The organism is Nonomuraea sp. NPDC005650 (assembly GCF_040605375.1).
Classification (GTDB): Bacteria; Actinomycetota; Actinomycetes; order Streptosporangiales; family Streptosporangiaceae; genus Nonomuraea.
Genome location: NZ_JBEXCR010000060.1, coordinates 24064 through 38082 on the forward strand (window position 1 = coordinate 24064; position 14019 = coordinate 38082).

Here is a 14019-nt window from a genome sequence, read left to right on the forward strand (position 1 = left end):
CACGTTGACATTGACCATGTCATTGCCTGCCCTTGCGCCAGTCCAGGCGTGGCGGTGGTGGCCCGAGGTTCGGTGGGGGCTCCCCGTCGCCGTCCTGTGCCTGGGGGTCGAGCGCCAGCACGGCCTCGCGTACGTCCTCCAGCTCGCCGAGCGTGGTCTTGGGGAAGGTCAGGATGGCCGGGTTGGCGTCGGCGAGGCGTACGCGCCTGCCCTGGGCCGTGGCGTCGGTGACGATCACGGAGGTGGTGGGGAGCTGCTGGAGCTGGTGCGGCTCGACCAGGAACTCGCGAGAGCGCTGCAGCACCCGCTCCTTCTCCGAGATCTTGTCGGCGGTCCTGCCCCACTCGGTGGACTCGGTGATGTCGCCGGCCAGATCCGCGAGGTTCTCGTCGCGGTCCTCCCGGTCGTCGTCCATCTGGGAGATCGTGGAGGTGTAGCCGCCGTCGAGGCCCGGCAGCGAGTCGCTGATCGTCTCGGTGAGCTGGGCCAGCTCCAGCCGGTGCTCGGTGCCCACGTGCTCGCTGGCGACCCGCGCGTCCTCGGCGTTGCCCAGCCGCATGAACGCCACCGCCGCGTGCCCCCTGCCGAGCCGCTCCCGCACGGTGGGGGTCAACGACCGATACGTCAGGACCAGTCCGGTACGGGAGGTCTCGCAGGCGTCCATCAGCCGATCGAGCACGTCGCCCCTGAGCTTGTCCGCGCCCGCCACGATGATCGTGTGGTACCAGGGCCGGTCGGAGGCGGGTGACTGGCGCAGGATGTGGGTGAGCGCGGTGGCCACGTACGTGCCGAGCACCCGGTTGCCGAAGGCGCCCGCCTGCCGGTCCATGCTCACCACCCGCAGCCGGGCGGGCGGCAGCCGCACGGCCTGCGTGCCGAGCGACTCCAGCTTGCGCAGCTGCGACTCCAGCGCCCAGGCCCGCTCGATCACCACCCGCTCGCTCACCCCGCGGCCGAACAGCGTGCCGATGCGCTCCAGCTGGGCGGCCGTGATCAGCCCGAACCTCAGGTCGTCGCGCGGGTCGCCCACCTGCGCGAGCGCCCGCAGCGCGGCCGTGACCTGGCTGATCGTGGCGTTCTCGCCGAGCACTTCGAGCACCCGCTCCAGGATCGCGTTGTCGAAGCTGAGGTCGCGCGTGGTGCGGTGCTCCTCGCTCACGCTCACCACGTGCGCCAGCACGTCCGCGAACGCCTCCGGCTTGAGCGTGGCGCCCAGGTCGAGCCTGGGCAGGTCGACCGGCAGCACCCAGACCAGCGGGTCGTCGCCGCCCTTGCGGGCCAGCTCGACCAGGTCCTTGGCGATCGCGCCCTCGGACAGGTCGAGCACGGTCAGATGGCCGCCGCTGTAGAGTCGCGTGGCGCCGAGCAGCGTGATCAGCGCCGACCAGCCGGGGAGCGTGCCACCCGCCACGTCGATGCGGTCGATCTCGTCCGGCACGGCGACGGCGTACCACGAGAGCTGCCGGTCGTGGCGCTCCTTGGAGTCCTGCCACTCGCGGTAGCGCTGGGCGTGCTCCTCCTGCGCGCGGAACAGCTCCTTGTCACGTTCCTCGCGCCGGCGTTCGTTCCTGGCCTGCTGCTCCAGCACGCGGTACTTGACCGCCCGGTCGCCCTGCAACAGCGCGTAACTGCAGATGCCCGCCACGCCCACGGTCGCGATGAGCCCGGCGATCGCGAACGACCACGCGAGATAGCCCGCGATGCTCGCGGCCAGGATGAGCACGGCCAGCATCACCATGAAGGCCCGGACGAGGCGCACGGGCTTGTTGAGGATGTCCTCCTGGAGCCGCTCGCGGCGCATCAGGTCGGGGTCGACGGGGGCGGGCGTCTCGGCGGGATCCTCGAGCGGAGAGGGGCGCTTGGGCGGTGGGCCGGGGTCGGGGTGCAGCAGGATGTACTGCCAGCCCAGGTAGATGCGGTCCGCCTGGAGCTGGGCATGCTCGGGATGCACGTCCGTCACGTGACCCTCCGGCCGCCGATATGTCGTTAGGAGTAAGGGCCAACCCTTTCCGCTCCGTGACAGCGTATGAGCTTCGAGGCCCGTAGCGGCAGGGTTTCTCGGCAATTCTCCCAGTCCGATGGGAGTATTGCGGCAGATGGGACAAGCGAGACCTACTACCATCTTTGCCCATGACGGAACCCTCCGGCGCAAGCAGTGAAAAGCCCAGACGCCCGGTAGTGGTGCCCGCCGTTGCCCTGATGGCGTTCACCGCCATCGGCATCACCGCTCTGCTGGGCGGGCTGAGCGAGGCCCCCGAGGAGCCCGAGGCACTGGGCCCGGGCTCGGTGCTCGATCAGGGCCTGTACTCCACCAAGTTCGTCGAGTCGCGCATGGCGGTGGAGAAGGCCAAGGGGACCTGGGACAAGGACAAGCGGTTCGTGGAGCTGGTCTTCGAGGTCACCAACAAGGGCGACGAGACCTACCAGGTCGGCCTGCCCCCGGTGAAGCTGGAACAGGCCTTCACGAGCAACTCCTTCGCCGGCTCGCTGGTGAAGATCACTCCCGCCTTCCCCAAGGATTCGGGGCCGCTCACGTTCGCGCAGGCCAAGGGCGGCGAGACCGGCCAGCTCCAGCCAGGGGTGACCAGTCAGGTCATCGTCCGTTACCGGCTCAACGACACCGAGCAGCCGCCGGAGAAGATCACCATGGACGTGGCGTCGTTCGAGTTCGAGCCCGAATGGAACACCAACGTCCCGCGCTGGCGGATGATCGCCGAGGAGAATCTCGAGAACTACAAGTTCTACCCCGAGATCAAGGCCCGGGTGACTCTTGCGGTCAAGAAGGGTGACGCAACGTGACCGTCACACAGCAAAGATCAACAGTCGCGTCGGGCCGTCGCAGCAGGAGGGCCGGCCGGGAGCGGGGGATCGGCGCCCGGCTACTCAGCGTCGTCATCGGGCTGGTGCTGCTGGGCGGCGCCGTCTGGCTGCAGACCCTGCACATGGCCGAGGGTGAGATCACTGACCCGATCACGTACACGGGCGCCAAAGGCGAGATCGTGGACGCCCGGCGATTCTCCCTGCGGCTCGACTCGATCCTGGCCGCCAAGTCGATCCAGAGCAGCATGACGACGATCGGGACCGACGACGTCTTCCTCGTCGTCAACGTCTCGGCCAAGTCCAGCCTCAAGCCCTATCACCTGGCCCAGCCGGTACTGCTCACCGCCGACGGGAAGCGGTTCGACGCCACCGACCGGGTGAACGACGACCTCACGATGGCCGCGTCGTGGGTGCAGCCGGACATCTGGCGGAGCGGGCGCTTCTTCTTCGAGGTGCCGCCGTCCGCGCTGCCGGGGGCGCACGTCGAGTTCGGGCTGAGCAAGGGGTTCGTGGTGGAGCCGTACCAGCCGGAGGTCGAGGTGGATCTCGGCCTGGACGACGAGGGCGCGCGCAAGCTCGTGGCCTCGCCTCAGGACGTCTACTCGACCGACAAGAAGTGATCGCAGGATGAGCACGAACGAGCGCGACTGGTTCTCGCCCAAGAACGACCCGCGGCGCGAGGACGATCCGGCACCGCCCCCGCCCAGCACGGAGCCGCCCCCCGGCCTCGGCGCGCATTCCGGCCACGGCAACCCGCCGCCCGGCCAGGGGTGGCAGCCGCGCCTCGATGAGGATTTGTCGCCCGGTGCCGAGACGGCGCCGGTCCCCCGGGTGCCGTCGGCGGGCGACCTGCCGGGCCGCCACGGACGCCAGGGCGGCCGCGGAACGCCGCCTCCGGGCTACGACGCGCTGGAGGGACGGCCGGGTGTGCCGCCGGAGGCGATGGGCTGGCCGGACGCGCCCCATGAGCCCATGGGCCGGCCCGGCGCGACCCCGGAACCGACGGGCTGGCCCAGTGGGCCTCAGGAGGCCCTGGAGTGGCCCAGCGCGCCCCCGCAGGGCCCGACACCCGCCCAGGGCCCCACGCACGCCCAGGGCCCCACAGACGCCCCAGGCCGCCCGTACGCCCCGGGCCCGGCACACACCCAAGGCCCCACGTACGACCAAGGCGGCCCCGCGCCCGCTCAGGGACCGGCGCAAGGGCATGGCCCGGCGCACGCGCGAGGCCCGGCATACGACCAGCGGCCGGCGCACGACCAGGGACCGGCGCAGGCGCGAGGCCCGGCGCGGCGGCCGGGGCTGCCGCCTCGCCCCACCCCGCAGCAGCCGCGTGCCCGGCACGCCGCCCAGCAGGTCGACCAGCAGGTGTGGCCCCCGGCCTCGCGCGAGCCCGCGGGCGGCGCGACGCAGCCCCTGCCGGCCGTCCAGGTCCCCGTGTCCACGTCGCCCCCGCAGGGCGCCACCACGCCCCACCCCCGGCACCAGAACCCCCCTCCGCCGCAGGAGGCCCAGGAGGCGCCCGGACCGGAGACGGCGTCCGGCACCCCGCAGGACTCCCCGCCCGGGTCGCGGCGGGGAGCCGCCCCGGGAGGACGTAAGAAGCGCACGGTGCTGGTCGCCGTGGCCGCCGTCGTCGTGTCGCTGGTCACCATGGGCGCACAGTCGTACGACGGCTACCTGTTCTTCGAGAAGACCACCACCAAGGAGACCAAGGAGACCGTCGTCCCGGTCGGCCAGGCGGCCAGGGTGAAGAACATCGAGTGGCGGGCCACGGTCACGCGCATCAAGATGCCCGAGGGCCTCCCGTACGGCCCCGAGGTGGCCGCGCTGAGGGTGGACATCACCAAGAAGGTCCTCGACGCGGGCAGCGCCACCAAGACCGGCCTGTTCACCGAGGCCAAGCTGGAGGACCGCACCGGCCGCAGCTGGGTCGTGAACATCGACCCGCAGGCCAACGATCGGCCGACGGACCGGCTGGAGGTGGGCAAGGAGTACAAGATCCTGGCGGCGGCGGTGGTGCCGACCGCGGTGGCGGACGAGGTCGAGCTGTCCCTCAGGCCCAGCAACTACCGCTCGGACACGCCCACGGCGGACCTCTTCAAGCGGGACACCGTGAACAAGCTGGAGGAAGACGTGGACGTCCTGCGGTTCAAGCGGCGCTGACCGGCCGGCGACCGCCCAGGCTGACCGGCCGCGGCCGGCGACCGCCCGGACGGCCCGGGGACGGGCTCAGACGTCGTCGAACGGCTTGCCGTTGAGGCGGGCCCTGGTGGCCGCGAGGTCGTACGTGGCCGCCAGCAGCGCCATCGTGAGCACGGCCACGATCATCTCGCGCAGGAAGGTCAGCGGCGGCCCCTGGAACGTCCACACCCACTCCTGCTGGGTGCCGATGAGCCGGCGCAGCCCGCGCTCGGCGTACTCCCCTGCCACCAGCAGGCCCACGTAGCACAGGCACATCATGCCGAACAGCGGGGCGCCGGCCTTGACCACCATCCGCAGGGAGTTGGCCAGCGGCAGCCAGCGGTCCCTGAACCCGCCGGTGAGCTGGTCGAACGACTTCTGCGTGAGATCGTGGGAGCCCTCCAGCCGGTCCACGCCCCGCTCCAGGCGGGTGCCCCTGACCAGGGCGCGGGTCTCGTCGGAGTACGAGCCGAAGACGAGCATCGCCACGGTGAGCCAGGCCAGCGGGACGGCGACGGCGTCGAGGAAGAACGGCCAGACCTCACCGAAGAAACCGGTGACGGTCTCCCACAGCGGCACGTTCTTCTGCGCCTCGGCCCAGAACTCCTCCGTGCCGGCGACCACGTTGCGGTGGGTGACCCAGTCGGCGCGCGCGGTGCCGATGTAGAGGGTGGCGTTCAGGCCGTAGAAGACGAAGGCGAACTCCGAGAAGGCGGCGCAGAAGCCGTAGAACCTGCCACTGCCCCCGGTCTTCTCCAGGAGCTTGGCGAAGAGCAGCTTCAGCCCGAACATGGCGGCCATCGCCCCCAGCGACACCCGCCAGTCGAGGTCCGTGAGCCCCCGGCCGACCTGGGACTGCTCCCCGAAGAAGGACTGTTCCAGCTGGTCGTAGAGGTGATGGAAGATGTCCATCTGGTAGACGTCCCTGGCGTCCTCCGTCTGGAAGCCCCACGCCAGGTAGAGCACCGCGAAGGCCGGGGCCACCCGGTCGAGCACCCGGAAGAAGCGCTCGTCCCGCACTCCCTCCTCGGTCCTCGCGCGCATCTCCCACAGGGCGTTGCGCAGGGAGAACAGCATGCCGGCGGTGACCGTCATCGCCGACAGGATGATCAGCGTGAGGAACGTCATCACGAGGACCAGACGGACCTGCCGGAAGTCGCCGTAGGCGACCTCCGTGGCGGCGTAGAGCAGGACGAAGCGCGTCAGCTTGCCGGCGGCGTACCAGAGGATCAGGGGCAGGGCGCATTTCCCCGCCAACCGGAGGGCGTGCAGGGGCAGCGAGTACGGCGACGGCATCCCCTGAGCCGGCGTAGGCCCAGGTCGGGGAGGTGCCGCCACACCTGTCGAACCGGACATCTGCAGAATCGTAGCGGTCTGTCCCTTGTGTCGCACCAGCAACCCCTAGAAAGCGCGTTTCAGTGCGGGTGTGGTCCCTGGGCAGTGACAAAAGAATTATCGGCGGGGAAATGGCGGTCATGAGGCGCGGCGCGTGCCATTGCACTATGGAGCCGCGGCCCGCACTCGACGCCGATCCCCACGTCGTGGGAGATCGCCTCCGGCGGTTGCGGCACGAGCGGGGCGTGTCGCTGTCGGAGCTCGCCAATCGCGCGGGCATGGACAGGGAGGTCCTGTCGGACGTCGAGACCGGCAAGATCGACGCGTCGGCGGAGATGCTCTGGGCGATCACCGCCCAGCTCGGGGTGCCGATCGGGGCGATCCTCGACGCGCCGCCCGAGCAGCAGATCATGCGGGGCCGGGCGATGGAGGCCGAGCTGCTCGAGGTGTTCGAGGACGACCGGGTCACGTACGAGCTCTACCGGGTGACCGTCCCGCCGGGCCTCACCCAGACCTCGCCCGCCCACCACGAGGGCGTGAGCGAGCACGTCACGGTCTTCACCGGCACGCTCAGCGCCGGCCCCATGCGCGAGCCGCTCACGGCCGGACCGGGCGACCACATCTCATGGGTCTCCGACGTGCCGCACGGCTACCGCGCGCACGGCCCCGACGTCGTGCGCGCCACGCTCCTCATGCGCTACCCGATCAAGCCCTGAGCGCCGGCGGGCCGGCACGTGCGGCACGGCCGGTAGCCGGCGGCGCCGGCCTGGGCGAGGGTGCGGAAGCCGTGCCGGTGCCGCGGCGTGATGCGCCGGGCGTTGTGGCAGGTCGGGAAGCACACCACGCCCGTGGTGTCGCTGGCCAGGTAGAACACCCGGTCCCCGGCCAGCTCCCGCACCCGCTCCAGGTCGGCGCCCTCGGCCAGCAGCAACCGTTCCTTGGCCGCCGGGCCGAACACGTAGTCCCCCACGACGCCGTCCGACCGCGTGACGCGGTGACACGGGATGAGCAGCGGCACGGGGTTGCGGCCGAGCGCCGTGCCCACCGCGCGTACCGCCCGGGGCCGGCCGATCCGCTCCGCGATCCACGAGTACGGCCTGACCTCGCCGCGCGGGATCGTCCGGGCCGTCTCCAGCACGTCGCGCTGGAAGTCGCTCAGCCCGCGCAGGTCCAGCCGTACCTTGCCCAGGCGGCCCGAGCGCAGCGCGGGCAGCAGCCCGGCGGGCGGACGTCCGGCGGGCAGCAGCGGGCGGGCGAAGCGCCCCCTGAACGCCTCGGCGAACCCGTCGCCCGAGTGCACGTAAGCCACGCCCTGGTCGGTGAACGCGACCCGCAGCTCCCCTATCGGGCTCGGGACGCTCACCCAGCGGGCGGCGATCCGGTCGAGCAGCCCATCGGGCGCGTCGGTGGCCAGGGCGGCCAGCCCCGCCAGCAGCCCGTCGGACGCCCGGCCGGTGGACAGTGGATCGTGGGTCATCGGGCACCTCCCAGTGCGCGCAGCCGCCGCAGCCCCCGCGACACGTGCGACTTGACCGTGCCCTGGGGGATCCTGAGCACGGTGGCGATCTCGCTGACCGGCAGGTCGACGACGTGCCTGAGCACCACCGCGACCCGCTGCTCCTCGGGCAGCTGTTCGAGCAGCCCGGCCAGCTCGTCGCCGGTCTCGCGCCGCACCGCGGCCTCCTCTACGTCCTGACCGGGGTCGGCCTCCTCGACCGGCTGGTCCTGCAGCTCCGGTGGCGGCTTGCGGGACCTGGACCTGGCGCAGTTGCGCCAGATGTTCATCAGGATCGTCATCAGCCAGGCGCGCGGCTGGAGCGTCGCGATGCGGTCACGTTCGTATCCGGCCAGCGCCCGGTACGCGCGCAAGAACGCCTCCGCGGTGAGATCCTCGGCGTCGGCCCAGCGCCCGCTCAGCCGCAGCGCGGTCGAGAAGACCAGGCCGCGGTAGGCGCCGTACAGCTCGGCGAACCCCTCGTCGAGGTCGTCGAGCAGCGCCTTGCGCACCGGGTCTGGACAGTCGGTTTCTCTCACACTGGCTACAACACCGCCGCGTCCGGATCCGTTGCAGCGAAAGACCCGCGTCCGGACCGGACGCGGGTCTTTTACCTGAGCAGGCTCAGACGGCGACCGCGAGCGAGGAGACCTCGCCCAGCTTCGCCTCTACCTTGATGTCCCTGGTGACGCCGCCGCCCGCGATGATGCGGACGGTCCAGTCGCCGGGGGCGGCGAAGAAGCGGAAGACGCCCTCGTCGGACACCACGACCTCGCCGGTGAACTCGCCGGAGTGGTCGAGCAGCCGCGCGTACGCCGTGCCGGCGCCGGTCACCACGCCCTGGATCACGGCCTGGGTGGACAGGTCGATCCCGGCGGGCAGAGCGATCGTCTGCTCCGGCGCTCCGCAACCCTGTGCAGTCGTCATCAGCGGGCCTCTCCCAGCTCGATCGGCACGCCCACGAGCGAGCCGTACTCGGTCCACGAACCGTCGTAGTTCTTCACGTTGTCCTGCTCGAGCAGCTCGTGCAGCACGAACCAGGTGTGCGCAGAACGCTCGCCGATGCGGCAGTAGGCGATGGTGTCCTTGCCGAAGTCGACCCCGGCCTCGCCGTAGAGCGTGCGCAGGTCGTCGTCGGACTTGAACGTGCCGTCGTCGTTGGCGGCCTTGGACCACGGGATGTTGCGGGCGGTGGGCACGTGGCCGGCGCGCTGCGCCTGCTCCTGCGGGAGGTGCGCGGGAGCGAGCAGCTTGCCGGTGAACTCGTCGGGCGAGCGCACGTCGACCAGGTTGAGCTTGCTGATGGCGCCGACCACGTCGTCGCGGAAGGCGCGGATCTTGGTGTCCTGCTCCTGCGCCACGTACTGCGTCTTGGCCCGCTCCGGCACGTCACGAACCAGCTCGCGGGAGTCGAGCTCCCACTTCTTGCGCCCGCCGTCGAGCAGCTTGACATTGCCGTGGCCGTAGAGCTTGAAGTACCAGTACGCGTAGGAGGCGAACCAGTTGTTGTTGCCGCCGTAGAGCACGACGGTGTCATCGTTGGAGATGCCGCGGTCGGACAGCAGAGCCTCGAAACCGGTCTTGTCCACGAAGTCGCGGCGCACCGGGTCCTGCAGGTCCTGTCGCCAGTCGACCTTCACGGCGCCACGGATGTGGCCTTTGTCGTAGGCGCTGACGTCTTCGTCGACTTCGACGAGGACGACTCCGGGAGTGTCGAGGTTGGCCTCGACCCAGTCGGCGTCCACCAGGGCGGCGGAGCGGCTCATTTGGAAACCTCCATTTTGGCGGCGGGCAGTAGACGGCGAATGAGCAGGTACATCTCGCAGCCAAGGCAGAATCCGAAGGCTGCGTTGAGGAAGGCGGCGAGGAGAGCCGCAGCCGTGGCCACGAGGGCCAGCGGCGTGATCCCGGTGAGATATCCGACCAGGCCCGCGACCGCGAAGACCAGCCCCACCGCCTGCGCGAAACGCGGCGGGCGGGCGTCCTCGGTCTCCTTGGGCGCGCTCTTGACGAGCGAGCGGAAGAGCATCGTGTACGGCGAGCGCGACACGACGCCGAGTGCGAAGACCACCGCCTGGACGGCGAGAAGCCAGGCAGTCCCCGTCACCAGGACGAGGGCGAGAACCAGGGTGGTGATGGCCGCGCCGAAGCGCAGCGCTCTAGGATCGGCACGCATCGCGGGATGCTCCTGAAGGGTCGACGGGGCGGACCGGATGTCCGCGGGATCGTCCTCAGGCAGCGCGACAGAGCGCGGTGGTCACGCGGCAGAAATCAACCGCGCGCCGCTTCGTCAGCAGCTCTGTCGATGGGTTCATGCCGACGACACTACTCGGCGTCTCGTCATCTGTCACATCTCGTCCGGTTGGTGAGACGATTCGTGAGACGGCGGCGGCGACACGGCCGCGGCGAGGGCCGCCAGCACGTCCGCCTTGCGGGGCTGGCCGGCGGCCCTTTTCACGATCTTTCCGCTGGTGTCGAGCACGAGGACCGTAGGCGTGCGCATGATGTCCAGCCGCCGTACGAGGTCCAGCCGGGACTCGGCGTCGATCTCGACGTGGGTCACCCCCGGCACGATCCCGCTGACGTCGGCCAGGATCCGCCTGGTCGCCCGGCACGGCTGGCAGAACGCGGTGGAGAACTGCACCAGCGTCGCCCGCTCGCCCAGCCCGGCGCCGAGATCGGCCTCGGACAGCCGGTCGCCACCCGTGTCACGCACCCGTCCGTCGCGGCGCAGGCGAACCACCCCGATCACAGAACCGAGCGCCAGAGTCGCCAGCGCCACCCACCAACCAGTCATCGACTCATGCAACCACGCGAGCCCGCGTTTACTTCCGCACCGAGATCTTGATGAGCACCTTCTCCTGCTGGTCGACCACGTAGAACGTGGCGATCTCCGCCATCGGCAACGTCGTCGACCGCTTGAAGACGGCCTTGTCCTGGTACGCCTCGCGGCTGACCGTCCAGCTCTCCGTCAGGTCGCGCCGCCCGTCGGCGGCCACGACGAGGAGGCTGCAGGTCGAGTCGACGGGCACGCCCCGCACGCTCACGTCCAGCTCCGTGCCGCTGTCGCCGGGCCAGGCAGACACCGTGGCGCGGTAGCCCTCGGCCCTGTTCACGCCGGAGAACTTCAGGCCCTCGGCCATCATGAACGGCGACGCGCTCGGGGCCGTGGTGGGCCGCTTGGGCATGGCCGACGGCTCGGCCAGGCGGCTCAGCGGCGCCTGGTCGCTCTGCGAGGCCGAGTCCTGCGCACTTTCCGGTGACGCGCTCTGCGCGCTCCCCGGCTCCTGGGTGGGCATGGGGGCGGCCGCGGCGGACGTCCGCTGCTGCTGTGCGCCGCTGTTCACGACCGTCACGACCGTGCCGCCCAGCGCCAGCACCGCTACGGAGGCGGCCGCCACCAGCAGCAGCCGGCCGCGCCTGTTCCGTTTGGCGCGGGCGTTCAGCAGCCGGTCGAGCACCTGCCGCGGCGGGCTTGCCACCAGCTCCACGTCTCGCTCGGACACCTTGCCAAGAAAGGAGGCCACGCCTTCGAGGTCGAGCAGCTCGCGACCGCACTCCTCGCAGGTCGCCAGGTGGTGGTCCATCTCCAGCGCCTCGTCGGGGTCCAGCGCGCCCAGCGCGTGCGCGCCCAGGGCGAGCCTTACCTCCTCGCACGTCATCATGGCGCCAACCCCCGCTCCTCGAGGGCCAGTTTGAGCGCCCGCAACGCGTAGTAGGTGCGCGATTTGACCGTGCCCGGCGGTATGCCCAGCGTCGCCGACGCCTCCTTCACCGATCGCCCCCGATAGTAGACCTCCAGCAGCACCTCACGGTGCTCCTGCCTGAGCGCGGCCAGAGCCTCGGCCACCGCCCACGACTCGACGGCGCGTTCGAGGTCGTCGTCCGCCGGCAGGACGGCCAGCGCCTCGTCCCCAGTCTCCTGCGGTCTGGCCTTCTTGGCCCGATGCTGGTCCACGACGAGATTGCGGGCCACCGTGAACAGCCACGCGCGCACCGGCCGCCCCGTGAGGGCGTCGGGATGTCGCCAGGCCCGCAACAGGGTCTCCTGCACGACATCCTCCGCCCGCATGGAATCACCGGTCAGCCGCAGGACGTAGCCGTAGAGTGGCCCGGCATGCTCGTCGAAGAGGGTCTTCACGAGTTCCTCATCCGCGGTCGTGCCGGCTGCGCTCACAGGCCCTCCTTCGTCGGACCTGTGAGCGCTGCGCTGCTGTGCCGCTTGGCTCTCTCGCTGCGCTCGCTCACGTACCTCATCACGTACCGGCCCCGGGTCCGGTTCAGAGTCATCCACGGATCGGCACGTCAGACGCTTCGGCCGAGAACTCCAATCCATCGGCCACGCTTTTGACCCCGGTCACCTTCACGTCGAAGGGCAGCTTGCCCTTGAACGGGATCGTGTAGGAGACGAACTGCGCGAGCTGGTCGGGCACGCCCTCGATCTTCTCGGCCCGGATCTTGATGCCGCCGTCGGCCAGCTCGACCCGCATCTCGGCGTTGAACTTCACCTTCTGCACCCCGACCGTCACCTCACCCGACGCCGTGAGCCGGTCCCCGTTGCCGCCGATCTTGACGCCACGGGGGGCGTACTTGTCGATCGTCGCCCTGGTCAGGGTGCCGCTGACGGTCACGCGCCCGGCCTTGATGTTGGCTCTGTTCTGCAGGACGTCCGCCAGGGGCGCCGTCACGTCGTAGGCGGCGCCCCGGAGGTTCTTGACCGGCACGCCACCGTAGGTGAACGTGCCGAGATCGAACCGTACCTCGGGATAGTGCCCGGAGACCGCCTGGGTGAGAAAAGGGATGCCCTCGATCGTCACGGTCGGCGTGCCCGAGAGGTCGGACGCGGCCGCGATGCGGTTCGCGAGGTCGCGCTCCACCCCGGCCACGGCGACCCGGTCGACGGCGACAAGGAGAATGATCAGCACGATCAGGAAAATGATCAGCTTCCGCATGGGGCTCCCTGTCTATGGCGGGGGTCAAGAGCCTATCGACTGGCCTCACTCATTCCCCCACACAGTGTTCAATCACCCGCCGGCGAACGGCGGCAGCACCTCCACGGTCGCCCCGTCCGCGAGAACGACCTCGTCATGAGGGCGTCTGCCGACCGGGGAACCGTCCACGAGGAACGAACAACGCCTCACCACACGTGCCAGATCTGCATGGTTTTGTGTGATTTTCGTCATGAGTTCACCAAGAGTGACCGCGTCGAACGGCTCCTCCGCCACTCCGGCCGCCTCCTTCGCCGCAGCCCAATAACGTACTTTTCCCGTGGCCATGGGCACCTCACAATCGCTTTCCGGTCTATTGTGCGTCGCCCTTAACAAGGTTGTTTCGGGAGACGCGCTGTTCATCTGCTGGACGCGCAATGGACGCCACTTACTCGTGGGATATCCTCACCTACGGGACCTGGGCGACGTAGCCCCCGGGTCCTTGCGTGTTTGAGGAGGCCGTAATGAGCAACCTGCTCCTGCTGACCAACGCCCTCGAGCCGTCCGCCGAGGTGCTTCCGGCGCTGGGCTTGCTGCTCCACTCGGTCCGGGTCTCGCCCGCTGAGGCGTCCGCGCTGATCGACACACCTCCCGCCGACGCCGTCCTCGTCGACGCGCGGAAGGAGCTCGTGCAGGCCAAGAGCCTGTGCCGGTTGATCCGCACGACCGGCATCGACTGCCCGCTCCTGGTGATCGTGACCGAGGGCGGGCTGGCCGCGATGACCGCCGAGTGGGGCGTGGACGACGTGCTGCTCGACAGCGCGGGCCCGGCCGAGGTGGAGGCGCGCCTGCGCATGGCCACGGGCCGCATCTCCCAGGCCGCCACGGAGGACGTCCCCGACGAGATCCGCAGCGGCGACCTGTCGATCGACGAGGCCACCTACACCGCGCGGCTGCGCGGCCGGGTGCTCGACCTCACGTTCAAGGAGTTCGAGCTGCTGAAATACCTCGCCCAGCACCCGGGCAGGGTCTTCACCCGCGCCCAGCTGCTGCAGGAGGTCTGGGGTTACGACTACTTCGGCGGCACCCGGACGGTCGACGTCCACGTGCGGCGCCTGCGCGCCAAGCTCGGCACCGAGTACGAGTCCCTCATCGGCACGGTCCGCAACGTCGGCTACCGCTTCGTCCCCGACCGGCAGGACAGCGCCGCCGTCTGATCGTTGACAGAGGCGCCCGACGATGTGACAAATGGTCGTTGAG

The 14019-nt window shown here is 70.2% G+C and carries 17 protein-coding genes; 5 read left to right on the forward strand and 12 right to left on the reverse strand.

The features are described from left to right. Positions 1 to 19: 19 nt before the first annotated feature. On the reverse strand, positions 20 to 1960 hold the full coding sequence (locus ABZS69_RS58790) for a hypothetical protein (RefSeq protein ID WP_355391024.1): 1941 nt from the start codon (positions 1958 to 1960) through the stop codon (positions 20 to 22). A gap of 239 nt (positions 1961 to 2199) precedes the next feature. On the opposite strand from ABZS69_RS58790, the gene ABZS69_RS58795 reads away from it, so the two are divergent. The 3 genes from ABZS69_RS58795 to ABZS69_RS58805 are packed head-to-tail and all read left to right on the forward strand — an operon-like array spanning position 2200 to position 4983. Further along, positions 2200 to 2799 carry a hypothetical protein gene (locus tag ABZS69_RS58795; protein WP_355391026.1) on the forward strand — a complete coding sequence of 200 codons (600 nt, stop codon included), beginning with the start codon at positions 2200 to 2202 and terminating at the stop codon, positions 2797 to 2799. Then, complete coding sequence (locus ABZS69_RS58800) at positions 2796 to 3440, forward strand: hypothetical protein (protein ID WP_355391029.1); 645 nt, start codon at positions 2796 to 2798, stop codon at positions 3438 to 3440. Before ABZS69_RS58795 ends, ABZS69_RS58800 begins: the two co-directional genes overlap by 4 nt. A gap of 7 nt (positions 3441 to 3447) precedes the next feature. Further along, positions 3448 to 4983: a hypothetical protein gene (locus ABZS69_RS58805; protein ID WP_355391032.1), complete on the forward strand. Its 1536-nt coding sequence runs from the start codon at positions 3448 to 3450 to the stop codon at positions 4981 to 4983. A gap of 66 nt (positions 4984 to 5049) precedes the next feature. Here the strand turns inward: ABZS69_RS58805 and ABZS69_RS58810 are convergent, their stop codons facing one another. Continuing rightward, positions 5050 to 6297, reverse strand: coding sequence for a hypothetical protein (locus ABZS69_RS58810; protein ID WP_355391034.1), 1248 nt, complete (start codon positions 6295 to 6297; stop codon positions 5050 to 5052). Between the two features lie 206 nt (positions 6298 to 6503). Between ABZS69_RS58810 and ABZS69_RS58815 the strand changes: the two genes are divergently transcribed. Further along, positions 6504 to 7052, forward strand: coding sequence for an XRE family transcriptional regulator (locus ABZS69_RS58815; RefSeq protein ID WP_355391037.1), 549 nt, complete (start codon positions 6504 to 6506; stop codon positions 7050 to 7052). Here ABZS69_RS58815 and ABZS69_RS58820 read toward each other — a convergent pair. The 10 genes from ABZS69_RS58820 to ABZS69_RS58865 form a co-directional block, all read right to left on the reverse strand. Then, positions 7034 to 7813, reverse strand: coding sequence for a methylated-DNA--[protein]-cysteine S-methyltransferase (locus tag ABZS69_RS58820; protein ID WP_355391040.1), 780 nt, complete (start codon positions 7811 to 7813; stop codon positions 7034 to 7036). The two genes, ABZS69_RS58815 and ABZS69_RS58820, sit on opposite strands and share 19 nt — an antisense overlap. Beyond that, positions 7810 to 8370: an RNA polymerase sigma factor gene (locus ABZS69_RS58825; protein WP_355391043.1), complete on the reverse strand. Its 561-nt coding sequence runs from the start codon at positions 8368 to 8370 to the stop codon at positions 7810 to 7812. The genes ABZS69_RS58820 and ABZS69_RS58825 overlap by 4 nt, the downstream gene beginning before the upstream one ends. Before the next feature lie 85 nt (positions 8371 to 8455). Then, positions 8456 to 8758, reverse strand: coding sequence for a DUF1416 domain-containing protein (locus tag ABZS69_RS58830; RefSeq protein WP_355391046.1), 303 nt, complete (start codon positions 8756 to 8758; stop codon positions 8456 to 8458). Beyond that, complete coding sequence (locus ABZS69_RS58835; RefSeq protein WP_355391049.1) at positions 8758 to 9597, reverse strand: sulfurtransferase; 840 nt, start codon at positions 9595 to 9597, stop codon at positions 8758 to 8760. The genes ABZS69_RS58830 and ABZS69_RS58835 overlap by 1 nt, the downstream gene beginning before the upstream one ends. Beyond that, on the reverse strand, positions 9594 to 10007 hold the full coding sequence (locus ABZS69_RS58840; RefSeq protein ID WP_355391052.1) for a DUF4395 domain-containing protein: 414 nt from the start codon (positions 10005 to 10007) through the stop codon (positions 9594 to 9596). Before ABZS69_RS58840 ends, ABZS69_RS58835 begins: the two co-directional genes overlap by 4 nt. 171 nt (positions 10008 to 10178) lie before the next feature. Then, positions 10179 to 10628 (reverse strand): thioredoxin family protein, encoded by a 450-nt coding sequence (locus ABZS69_RS58845; protein ID WP_355391055.1) that lies wholly within the window; start codon positions 10626 to 10628, stop codon positions 10179 to 10181. A 28-nt stretch (positions 10629 to 10656) separates the two neighbouring features. Beyond that, on the reverse strand, positions 10657 to 11496 hold the full coding sequence (locus ABZS69_RS58850; RefSeq protein WP_355391057.1) for a zf-HC2 domain-containing protein: 840 nt from the start codon (positions 11494 to 11496) through the stop codon (positions 10657 to 10659). Beyond that, positions 11493 to 12008 (reverse strand): sigma-70 family RNA polymerase sigma factor, encoded by a 516-nt coding sequence (locus ABZS69_RS58855; RefSeq protein WP_355391060.1) that lies wholly within the window; start codon positions 12006 to 12008, stop codon positions 11493 to 11495. The genes ABZS69_RS58850 and ABZS69_RS58855 overlap by 4 nt, the downstream gene beginning before the upstream one ends. A 109-nt stretch (positions 12009 to 12117) precedes the next feature. Continuing rightward, the gene (locus ABZS69_RS58860; protein ID WP_355391063.1) at positions 12118 to 12783 is read right to left on the reverse strand and encodes a DUF2993 domain-containing protein; all 666 of its coding nucleotides are present in this window, start codon (positions 12781 to 12783) and stop codon (positions 12118 to 12120) included. Positions 12784 to 12855: 72 nt separating this feature from the next. Then, the gene (locus ABZS69_RS58865) at positions 12856 to 13107 is read right to left on the reverse strand and encodes a MoaD/ThiS family protein (RefSeq protein ID WP_355391066.1); all 252 of its coding nucleotides are present in this window, start codon (positions 13105 to 13107) and stop codon (positions 12856 to 12858) included. A gap of 176 nt (positions 13108 to 13283) precedes the next feature. On the opposite strand from ABZS69_RS58865, the gene ABZS69_RS58870 reads away from it, so the two are divergent. Next, positions 13284 to 13976, forward strand: a complete 693-nt coding sequence (locus ABZS69_RS58870; RefSeq protein ID WP_355391069.1) for a response regulator transcription factor — start codon at positions 13284 to 13286, stop codon at positions 13974 to 13976. Positions 13977 to 14019 lie beyond the last annotated feature (43 nt).

Coding starts and splice junctions, on each gene's coding strand:
- ABZS69_RS58860 (WP_355391063.1), bottom strand. CDS start 12,783: ATGCGGAAGCTGATCATTTTCCTGATCGTGCTGATCATTCTCCTTGTC.
- ABZS69_RS58835 (WP_355391049.1), bottom strand. CDS start 9,597: ATGAGCCGCTCCGCCGCCCTGGTGGACGCCGACTGGGTCGAGGCCAAC.
- ABZS69_RS58815 (WP_355391037.1), top strand. CDS start 6,504: ATGGAGCCGCGGCCCGCACTCGACGCCGATCCCCACGTCGTGGGAGAT.
- ABZS69_RS58820 (WP_355391040.1), bottom strand. CDS start 7,813: ATGACCCACGATCCACTGTCCACCGGCCGGGCGTCCGACGGGCTGCTG.
- ABZS69_RS58830 (WP_355391046.1), bottom strand. CDS start 8,758: ATGACGACTGCACAGGGTTGCGGAGCGCCGGAGCAGACGATCGCTCTG.
- ABZS69_RS58810 (WP_355391034.1), bottom strand. CDS start 6,297: ATGCCGTCGCCGTACTCGCTGCCCCTGCACGCCCTCCGGTTGGCGGGG.
- ABZS69_RS58870 (WP_355391069.1), top strand. CDS start 13,284: ATGAGCAACCTGCTCCTGCTGACCAACGCCCTCGAGCCGTCCGCCGAG.
- ABZS69_RS58865 (WP_355391066.1), bottom strand. CDS start 13,107: ATGGCCACGGGAAAAGTACGTTATTGGGCTGCGGCGAAGGAGGCGGCC.
- ABZS69_RS58840 (WP_355391052.1), bottom strand. CDS start 10,007: ATGCGTGCCGATCCTAGAGCGCTGCGCTTCGGCGCGGCCATCACCACC.
- ABZS69_RS58845 (WP_355391055.1), bottom strand. CDS start 10,628: ATGACTGGTTGGTGGGTGGCGCTGGCGACTCTGGCGCTCGGTTCTGTG.
- ABZS69_RS58805 (WP_355391032.1), top strand. CDS start 3,448: ATGAGCACGAACGAGCGCGACTGGTTCTCGCCCAAGAACGACCCGCGG.
- ABZS69_RS58795 (WP_355391026.1), top strand. CDS start 2,200: ATGGCGTTCACCGCCATCGGCATCACCGCTCTGCTGGGCGGGCTGAGC.
- ABZS69_RS58850 (WP_355391057.1), bottom strand. CDS start 11,496: ATGATGACGTGCGAGGAGGTAAGGCTCGCCCTGGGCGCGCACGCGCTG.